This window comes from Humitalea rosea (assembly GCF_003253705.1).
GTDB lineage: Bacteria > Pseudomonadota > Alphaproteobacteria > Acetobacterales > Acetobacteraceae > Humitalea > Humitalea rosea.
The window spans coordinates 44,325-54,239 of record NZ_QKYU01000015.1; the positions used below are offsets into that span (position 1 = coordinate 44,325).

The window sequence follows — 9,915 nt, forward strand, 5'->3', positions numbered from 1 at the left end:
CCTCAGGCGACCGTAACGGCACCCACCCCTGGCAGCATCTTGATCGCCTGGGCCAGGCGCGGCCCGGTGTTGAAGGCCCCGGCCAGAGCGACCTCCACCTCCTGCCCCAGGCCCAGGCGCGGCAACAGGATCACACGCCCCTTGCCCCGCCCCTCCCGCGCCAGCAGGTCGCGGATGGCGGCCATGGAATCGGCCGAATCCACGGCGATCCGCAGCTCCTGCCCGACCCCGGCCGCGGCCCGTTCCAGGGTCTCGCACTCCGAGGCGGTGAGGCGGAGGGTCTCGCCCTCCAGCTTCGCATCGGCGGTGATCATGATCGCCGAGCCCTCGCCCAGCATCTCCCGGCAGCGATGCAGCACTTCGGAGAACAGCGTCACCTCAAACCCGCCGGCGCCGTCGGAGAGGCGCACCCAGGCCATGCGGCTGCCGGATTTGGTGTTGCGCTCCTTCACATTCACCACCGTGCCGGCGACCTTCACCCGGCTGGCCCCGGCGCGCACCCGGTCGGTCAGATGCGCCGAGCCGGTGACGCCGAGCCGCTTCAGCGCCGAGGCATAGGCATCCAGCGGATGCGCGGAGAGGTGAAAGCCGATCGCCTCGGCCTCCTGGGTCAGCCGTTCCAACTCCGGCCAATCAGGCATGTCGGGCAGGCGCAGCGGATCGGGGGCGCCGCCGCCGAACAGCCCGATCTGGGAGGAGACGCGCTCCTCGGCGGTCGCCTGGGCGCGGCGCAGCACGGTTTCCGCGCCGGTAACCAGGCGGGCGCGGTTGGGTTCCAGGCTGTCGAAGGCGCCGGCGCGGGCGAGGTTTTCCAGTTGCAGCTTGTTCAGCAGCCGCGGGTCCACCCGCTCGGCGAAACCGGCCAGCGAGTCGAAGGGACCACCGGCGTCGCGGGCCTTGACCATGTCCTTCATCGCCTGCTCGCCGACCCGCTTCACGGCGGCCAGGGCAAAACGGATGGCGGGGATCCCATTGTGGTCCTCGACCGTGAAATCGGCGCGGGAGCGGTTCACATCCGGCGAGAGGATCTTGATGCCGAGGCGGGAGGCCTCCTGCATATGCACCGCCAGCTTGTCGGTATTGCCGAGGTCGAGCGTCATCGAGGCAGCAAGGAAGGCGACCGGGTAATTGGCCTTCAGATAGGCGGTCTGCCAGGAGATCAGCGCATAGGCGGCGGCATGCGACTTGTTGAAGCCGTATTCCGCGAATTTCTCCATCAGGTCGAAGATCTCGGTGGCCTTGTCGGCCGGGATGCCGCGTTCGACCGCCCCCGCCGAGAAGATCGCGCGCTGGTCGGCCATCTCCTTGGCGTTCTTCTTGCCCATGGCGCGGCGCAGCAGATCGGCGGTGCCGAGCGAATAGCCCGCAAGCTCCTGCGCGATCCGCATGACCTGCTCCTGGTAGACCAGGATGCCATAGGTCTCCTCGACCGCGTCGCGCATCTTGGGGTGCGGGGCGTCCCATTTCTCGCCGTGCTTGCGGGCGCAATAGGCGGGGATGTTCGCCATGGGTCCCGGCCGGTAGAGCGAGACGGCGGCGATCAGATCCTCGAAGCGGTCGGGCTTCATGGCGCGCAACACGTCGCGCATGCCCTGGCTTTCAAACTGGAACACCCCGGCGGCATCGCCCCGGCAGAGCATCGCCCAGGTTTTCTCGTCGGTCTCCGGCAGAGTGGCGAGGTCGATCGTGACCCCCTGCTCGGCCAGGATCTCGACGCAGCGCTGCAACACGGTGAGGGTCTTCAGGCCCAAGAAGTCGAATTTCACCAGCGACGCCTGCTCGACGTATTTCATCGAGTATTGCGTCACCAGCATGTCGCTGCGCGGGTCGCGGAACAGCGGCACGATGTCGATCAAGGGCGTGCGGCCAATGACGATGCCGGCGGCATGGGTCGAGGCGTTGCGGTACAGCCCCTCCAGGTTCAGCGCAGTGGTCAGCAGCCGCTCCACCCCCTCATCCGTCGCCTGCATTTCGCGCAGGCGGGGTTCGCCCTCGATCGCCTGGGCCAGAGTGACGGGCTTGGCCGGGTTGTTGGGGATCAGCGAGGCGATGCGCTCGGTCTGGCCATAGGACATGCCCATGACACGGCCGACATCCTTCACCGCCGCGCGGGCCTGCAAGCGGCCGAAGGTGATGATCTGCGCCACCCGGTCGGCACCATATTCGCGGCGGACGTATTGGATGACCTCGTCGCGCCGGTCCTGGCAGAAGTCGATGTCGAAGTCAGGCATCGAGACGCGTTCGGGGTTCAGGAAGCGCTCGAACAGCAGCCCCCAGCGCAGCGGGTCCAGATCGGTGATGGTCAGCGCCCAGGCGGCGACCGACCCGGCACCCGAGCCACGCCCCGGCCCCACCGGAATGTTCTGCTGCTTCGCCCATTGGATGAAGTCGGCGACGATGAGGAAGTAGCCGGAGAACCCCATGCGCTCGATGACGCCGAGCTCATAGGTCAGGCGCTCGTGGTAGCGCGCCTGGGTCGCCGCATCGGCATCGCGCAGGCGGATATCCAGCCCCTCGCGCGCCATCTGCGCGACGGTTTCGGACTCGGTCATGCCCGGCCGCACCTTGGGGCAGAGCGGCAGTTCCGGCTTCTTGCCCTCGGCCATCACGGCGCAGCCGCGGGCGATGGCCAAGGTGTTGTCGCAGGCCTCGGCCAGGTCGTGGAAGGCGGCGCGCATCATCGCGGCCGGCTTGAACCAGTGTTCCGGGGTGACGCGGCGGCGGTCGCGGGCGCCGATGGTGGTGCCCTCGGCGATGCACAACAGCGCGTCATGGGCGGAATACATGTCCGCCGTGGCGAATTGCACGTCATTGGCCGCGACGATGGGCAGCCCCCGGGCATCGGCCAGGGCCAGCAGCCCCGGCTCCACCGCGGCATCCAGCGCGGTGCCATGGCGGTGCAGCTCGACGGCGCAGCGATCGGTGAAGGCGCCGGCGAGGTCGCCCAGCAGGGCTTCGGCGGCATCACGCCGGCCTTCGGCCAGCAGCCGCCCCAGCGGCCCCGTGGTCCCCCCGGTCAGCACCCAGAGCCCGGCCGCATTGTCGCAGATATCCCGCAGCCCCAGCGCCGGCTTGCCGGAGGGATCATCGCCCATATAGCCGAGCGAGGAGAGCCGCTGGAGGTTGGTGAACCCCTCCGCATTGGCGGCCAGCACGATCAGCGGATCGGGCGGCACCGGCTGGCCGGGGCGCTGGTCGGCGGGGGGCCGCGCCAGCCAGAGCTGGCAGCCCATGATCGGCTGCACGCCCTTGCCACTGGCCGCTTGGGCGAATTCCAGCGCGCCGAACAGATTGCCCGAATCGGTCAGCGCCACCGCCGGCATCCCCGCCGCACGGGCCAGGGCCGGCAGCTTGTCGGCCTTGATGGCGCCCTCGCTCAGCGAATAGGCGGAATGGGCATGCAGATGGACGAAGGAGTCGGACATGGCCCTATGGTAGCAGGCCGTCAGGCCGGGATCACATGCCCGTCGCGCAGGGTCACCGTGCGATCCATCCGTGCCGCCAGTGCCGGGTTGTGCGTCGCGATCAGCGCCGCCAGCCCCTGCCCCCGCACCATCTCCAGCAATTCGGTGAAGACGCGGTCCGAGGTCGCGACATCAAGGTTGCCGGTCGGCTCATCGGCCAGCAGCAGCGCCGGGCGATTGGCCAGCGCCCGGGCGATGGCCACCCGCTGCTGCTCGCCGCCCGAAAGCCGGCCGGGGCGGTGGTCGGCCCGCGCCTCCAGCCCGAAGGCGGCCAGCAACTCCCGCCCCCGCGCCTCGGCGGGTTTGCGCGCGACGCCGGCGGCCATCTGCGGCAGCGCGATGTTTTCCAGCGCGGTGAACTCGGGCAGCAGATGATGCGCCTGGTAAACGAAGCCGATGGTGGAGCGGCGGATCGCCGTGCGGCCGCCATCATCCAGCGTGCCCGCGGCGCGGCCCTGCACAAAAACCTCGCCGGCATCCGGGCGTTCCAGCAGCCCGGCCAGATGCAGCAGCGTGGATTTGCCGGTGCCGGAGGGCGCGACCAGCGCCACGATCTCGCCGGCGAAGATCGAGAGATCGGCGCCGCGCAGCACGTCGAGCGTGCCGGCCTCGGTGCGGAAGCGGCGCTCGACGGCGGCGAGGCGCAGGACAGGTTCACTCATTTCGCAGCGCCACCACAGGGTCCGTGCGCGCCGCGCGCCAGGAGGGATAGACCGTGGCCAGCAGCGACAGGAACAGGCCCATGCCGATGACCTGCATCACCTCATGCATGTCCACGACCGCCGGCAGCCGGGTCAGGAAGTAGATCTCCGGGCTGAACAGCTCGGTGCCCGACAGCGCCTGCAAGGCCTGCCGGATATCCTCGATATAGCGGCAGAAGACCAGCCCGATGGCCGCCCCCGCCGCCGTCCCGACCACGCCGACCGAGGCGCCGCAGAGCAGGAATATCCGCAGGATCGCCCCCCGCGTGGCACCGACCGTGCGCAGGATGGCGATATCCCGCCCCTTGTCCTTCACCAGCATGATCAGCGAGGAGACGATGTTGAAGGCCGCGACGATGATGATCAGCGTCAGGATCAGGAACATCACGTTCCGCTCGACCTGCACCGCGTTGAAGAAGGCGCTGTTGGACTGCTGCCAGTCCAGCACCCGGATCGGCGGGCCTTGGGCGAAGGCGGCGCCGATCTCCCGCGTGACCGCGTTGACGCGGTCGGGGTTGGTGACAAAGACCTCGATCTGCGTCACCGCCCCTGGGGCCTGGAAGTAGATCTGCGCGGCCTCCAGCGGCAGGAAGACGAAGCCGCTGTCGTATTCCTGCATCCCCGCCTCGAACAACGCGGCGATGCGATAGGCGCGGACCCGCGGGACCGTCCCGATCACCGTGGCGCGGCCCTGCGGGCTGACCAAGGTGATGCGGTCCCCCACCGTCAGCCGCATCTTCTGCGCGAGGCGGGTGCCGATGACGATGGCATCCTCGCCCTGGAAGGCGGCCAGCGAGCCCAGGCGGATATTGCCGGCGATGACCTCCTTGGCGCGCAGATCCTCCGGCCGGATGCCGCGCGCGATGCCGCCCGCCGCCCCGCCGTAGTCGGAGGTGAAGAGCACCTGGCCCTCCACCACCGGCGTCGCCGAGACCACCCCCGGCAAGCCCTTCACCCGGGCCACGATCGCATCGAAATCGGGCAGCGGGCCGCCATGCTGGGCGTAGATGCCCAAGTGTCCATTGAGGCCCAGGATGCGGCCCAGAAGCTCGGCGCGGAACCCGTTCATCACGCTCATCACGATGATCAGCGTCGCCACCCCGAGGGCGATGCCGACCAGCGAGAAGATCGCGATGACCGAGACGAAGCGCTCGCCCTTGCGCGCGCGCAGATAGCGGAAGGCGACCGCCCGTTCGAAGGCCCCGAACATCAGCCGAGGATTTTTGCGAGGGCATCCTCGGGGGAAAGCTCGAGCTTTTCCCCCGTGGCGCGGCGCTTCAACTCGACGCGGCCGGCCGCGGCCCCACGCGGGCCGACCACGACCTGCCAGGGATGGCCCAGCAGATCGGCATCGGCGAATTTGGCGCCGGCCCGCTCGCCGCGGTCGTCGTAGAGCGCGTCGGGGATCGCCGCATACATGCGCTCGCAGAGCGCATCGCAGGCGGCATCGCCCTGCTTGAGGTTGATCACCACCGCCGGCCAGGGGGCGACGGCATCCGGCCATTTGATGCCGGCCTCGTCATGGTTCGCCTCGATCAGCGCGCCGACGAGGCGGGAGACGCCGATGCCATAGGAGCCCATTTCCGGGATCACCTGGGCGCCATCGGGGCCGGCGACGGACAGGCCCATCGCCTTGGAATATTTGGTGCCGAAATAGAAGATGTGGCCGACCTCGATGCCGCGCGCGCTGACCTGGTGCTCGGCCGGGATGGCGTTCCAGGCGGCTTCGTCATGCTTCTCGTCGGTGGCGGCATAACGGCTGGTCCAGAAATCCATCAGCGGCTTCAGGTCGCCGTCGTAGTTCGGGGCCTCGGCCAAGGCGTCGAAGGCGAGCAGGTCGCGGTGCAGATAGACCTGGGACTCGCCGGTCTCGGCCAGGATGATGAATTCGTGCGACAAATTGCCGCCGATCGGGCCGGTATCGGCCTGCATCGGGATCGCCTTCAGCCCCATGCGGGCGAAGGTGCGCAGGTAGGCGACGAACATCTGGCGATAGGAATGCGCCGCCGCTTCCGGCGTCAGGTCGAAGGAATAGGCGTCCTTCATGAGAAATTCGCGGCCGCGCATCACCCCGAAGCGGGGGCGCACCTCGTCCCGGAACTTCCACTGGATATGGTAGAGGTTGCGCGGCAGGTCCCGGTAGGACCGCGCATAGGATTTGAACAGGTCGGTGACCATCTCCTCATTGGTCGGGCCGAAGAGCATGTCGCGCTCGCCACGGTCGGTGATGCGCAGCATCTCCTTGCCGTAGTCATCGTAGCGCCCACTCTCGCGCCAGAGATCGGCCGATTGGATGGTCGGCATCAGGATTTCCTGCGCCCCGGCGCGGTCCTGCTCCTCCCGCACGATCTGGCCGACCTTGCGCAGCACCCGCAAGCCCGCCGGCAGCCAGGCATAGATGCCGGCGCTGGTCTGGCGCACCAAACCGGCGCGAAGCATCAGACGATGCGAAACAATTTGCGCCTCGGCGGGCGTTTCCTTCAAGGTAGGCAGGAAGGCGCGGGAAAGGCGCAAGGGGCTGGGCTCCTGTTGGGACTCGCCCCTTCTTAAAGCACCCCCGCAAGGACGGGAACGCTGCCTGCGCTCAGAGCGGGCGTCACGCTGCACCGCAGCAAGAAAATTTCTAGAACACCCGTCCAAAAACAACTTTTCGCCGGTTTTCTGCCTTTGACGGGCCGAAATCGCTTGGCGTCCGGGAAGACACAGGCTAGAAAAAAAACGGGCCGCAGTCCTTGCGGACGCGGCCCGAGTTTAGGGAGGAAACGCCAGTCACACGGCAGGAAGAGGACCAGCCCTCTTCCTGAAGATGAGAATGGCGGAAGGGGTCGGGCTCAACAACGCGAAACGCGGGCGCCCGGCTCCAAAAATCAAGCACTCAGCATCACACTGCGCGCAGGATAGGCGGCAAGAGAGGATAGCCTCTCCTGCCGCCTATTTTGTGTGCAGAAGGTCGTTAGCGGTCCTGAACCGCGAGCCAGTCGCTGCGGAATGACAGCCACTCGCTCTGAATCAGCCACCAGACTCCGATGAAGATCACCGCCGCGATCACCGTGGTCGCCAGTACCTTGGCGCCCATGCGCGGCCGCTGCGGCGCGCCGCGCCAGCCGCCGGCCGCGGGATCGCCCGCGTCGTCCGGGCGGACCCCGATCGGGAGGACGGCGAAGAGCACCAGCCACCAGATCAGGAAATAGACGACGAAGGCGGTAAGCCAGCTCATACGCGGATCAGATGCACCTCGACCGACGGGCGCTGCTTGCGCAGACGCCGGCCGACGGCCTTGCGCACCAGATGCCGGGCGGCCTCACGCAGGCTGCCATCCTCCTTGCGCGTGGGCCCGGAGAGGTCGCCGATGCCACGGGCCAGCTCGGTCGCGATCTGGCCAGCCGCGGGATCCTGCTCATCGAACAGGCCCGGCGCGCTGATCCGGGGAATCCCCATGACCCGCCCGGTCTGATCGACCGCGAGGGAGGCGATGACGACGCCGTTGAACAGCATCTTCTTCCGCGCCGCGAGGACGTTGCCATCGAGCGGCAGCAGCCGCTCGCCATCGACCACCAGCCGGCCGAAGGGCACATCGCCCGCGATATCCGGCTTGCCGGGTCCAAGCCGGAGGATGTCGCCATCCTCGATCAGGAAAGGAATCGCGCCGCAGGATTCGGCCAAGGCGGCGTGTTCGGACAGATGCCGCCATTCGCCATGCACCGGCACCGAATACTTCGGCTTCACCAGCGCATAGAGCTTCTTCAGCTCATCCCGGGCCGGATGGCCGGAGACATGGACCATATGGTCCTCGGCCGTCATCACCCGGCAGCCGGCGCGCGCCAGCTCATCCTGGACCTTGATGATCGCCCGCTCATTCCCCGGGATCATGCGGGAGGAGAAGATGACCGTATCCCCCTCACCCAGCGCGATATTCGGGTGGATGTCGGCGGCGATCTTGGACAGCGCCGAACGCGGCTCGCCCTGGCTGCCGGTCGCGATGATCAGCAGCTGGTCGTCGGGCAGCGAGCTTGCGGCATCCTCGGAGATGAAGGAGGGGATGCCGCGCAGGTAGCCGCATTCCCGCGCCGCGGCCTCGGCATTGCGCAGCGAGCGGCCGAACAGCGCGACCTTGCGGCCATTGGCGGCCGCACCCAGGGCGATGGATTCCAGCCGCGCGACGTTGGTCGAGAAGCAGGTGACCGCGACGCGGCCCCTCATGCCCTTGAGCAGCGCCTTGAAGTTGCGGCGGACCTCGGCCTCGCTGCCGGAATGGCCCTCGACCATGGCATTGGTGCTGTCGCAGACCATGGCCAGGACGCCTTCCTCGCCAAGGGCGGCGAAGGCGGCCTCATCCGTCGGCAGGCCGATCAGCGGCTCGGGGTCGAGCTTCCAGTCGCCGGTATGGACCACGAGGCCATGCCGGGTGCGGATCGCCAGCGCCTGCGCCTCGGGCACCGAATGGGTGACGCGCAGGAAGCGCAGCCCGAACGGCCCCAGCTCGAAGCTGCCGCCGAGGGGGATGGTATGCAGCGGCACCTCGCGCGTGAGGCCGGCCTCGCCCAGCTTGCGCCGCAGCACCGCCGCGGCGAAGGGGCCGGCATAGACCGGGCAGCGCAGCATGGGCCAAAGGGCGGCAACCGCGCCCAAGTGGTCCTCATGCGCGTGGGTGATGACGAGCCCCACCAGCTTGTCCCGCTTTTCAGCGAGCCAGGCGGGGTCGGGCACCATCACATCGGCTTCGGGCGTGTCCGCGCCCCCAAAGCCGATGCCGCAGTCAATGGCGAGAAGCGATCCGTCGCAACGATAGACATTAAGGTTCATGCCAATCTCGCCTGTCCCGCCGAGCGGGATGAAGGCGAAATCTCCGGTGGTCGTGCTCATTCCTGGTCTGTTCTATCCGTGTCTTGAGTCTGTGGGGCGGTTGATCGGGTGTCAGTCGGGGTCGGGCGTCAGCGTGTCGTTCAGCAGCGGGTCACGCATGCGCGCGAAGGAAACGGCGGGCGCCGGATTGCGTTCGGCCAGCAGGCGGAGCCCTTCGAGGGTAATGTCGGGATCGGTCCGCTCGATCACAAGCGTGCCTTCGGCGAAGAGGGAGGCAAGGCCACCGGTCGCGACGACCTTCAACGGCTTGCCGTATTCGGCCCGTATGCGGGAGACGATGCCCTCGATCAAGCCGACATAGCCCCAGTAAATGCCTGATTGCATGGCAGGAACCGTGCTGCGCCCGATCACCGCCTGCGGCCGGCCGATGCCGATCCGGGGCAGCCGGGCGGCGGCGCGGTGCAAGGCATCTATCGAAAGATTGATCCCCGGCGCGATCACACCGCCGAGATAGGCCCCGTCCTTGTCCACCACATCGAAGGTGGTGGCGGTGCCGAAATCGATCACCACCGCCGGGCCCTTGTAGTGGTGATGCACCGCGAGGACGTTCAGCAGGCGGTCGGCGCCGACCTCGCCCGGGCTGTCCACGCGGATGTCGAAGCCCCAGTCCAAGGGCGCGCGAGCCACCAGCGGCTCACAGTCGAACCAGTCCCGGCACAGCCGGCGCAGGTTGTAGAGTGCTGCCGGCACCACCGTGCCGATCACGCAGCGGTCGATGTCGGTGGTCTTGAGCCCGGCATGGGTCAGCAGCGCCATCAGCCAGACGGCATATTCATCGCTCGTCCGGTCATCGCGGGTCGCCACCCGCCAGCGGCCACGCCAGTCCACGCCGTCATGCACGGCAAAGACGATATTCGTGTTCCCGGCGTCCACGGCGAGCAGCATCG

7 protein-coding genes are annotated in these 9,915 nt (G+C 68.0%); all 7 read right to left on the reverse strand.

The annotated features are described in order from the left end of the window. Positions 1-2: 2 nt before the first annotated feature. The 7 genes from dnaE to C8P66_RS13855 all read right to left on the reverse strand — a co-directional run bounded on the left by dnaE (position 3) and on the right by C8P66_RS13855 (position 9,913). On the reverse strand, positions 3-3,425 hold the full coding sequence (gene dnaE, locus C8P66_RS13825; RefSeq protein WP_111398863.1) for a DNA polymerase III subunit alpha: 3,423 nt from the start codon (positions 3,423-3,425) through the stop codon (positions 3-5). Between the two features lie 20 nt (positions 3,426-3,445). Beyond that, positions 3,446-4,126, reverse strand: coding sequence for an ABC transporter ATP-binding protein (locus C8P66_RS13830; protein ID WP_111398864.1), 681 nt, complete (start codon positions 4,124-4,126; stop codon positions 3,446-3,448). Next, complete coding sequence (locus tag C8P66_RS13835; protein WP_111398865.1) at positions 4,119-5,375, reverse strand: lipoprotein-releasing ABC transporter permease subunit; 1,257 nt, start codon at positions 5,373-5,375, stop codon at positions 4,119-4,121. The genes C8P66_RS13830 and C8P66_RS13835 overlap by 8 nt, the downstream gene beginning before the upstream one ends. Then, the gene (gene proS, locus C8P66_RS13840) at positions 5,375-6,679 is read right to left on the reverse strand and encodes a proline--tRNA ligase (RefSeq protein ID WP_111398866.1); all 1,305 of its coding nucleotides are present in this window, start codon (positions 6,677-6,679) and stop codon (positions 5,375-5,377) included. Before proS ends, C8P66_RS13835 begins: the two co-directional genes overlap by 1 nt. 439 nt (positions 6,680-7,118) lie before the next feature. Beyond that, complete coding sequence (locus C8P66_RS13845; protein WP_111398867.1) at positions 7,119-7,382, reverse strand: DUF1467 family protein; 264 nt, start codon at positions 7,380-7,382, stop codon at positions 7,119-7,121. Beyond that, a complete protein-coding gene (locus C8P66_RS13850) occupies positions 7,379-9,028 on the reverse strand; it encodes a ribonuclease J (protein ID WP_111398868.1) in 1,650 nt (549 codons plus the stop codon). Before C8P66_RS13850 ends, C8P66_RS13845 begins: the two co-directional genes overlap by 4 nt. A 51-nt stretch (positions 9,029-9,079) precedes the next feature. Continuing rightward, positions 9,080-9,913, reverse strand: a complete 834-nt coding sequence (locus tag C8P66_RS13855) for a type III pantothenate kinase (protein ID WP_111398949.1) — start codon at positions 9,911-9,913, stop codon at positions 9,080-9,082. Between the last annotated feature and the right edge of the window lie 2 nt (positions 9,914-9,915).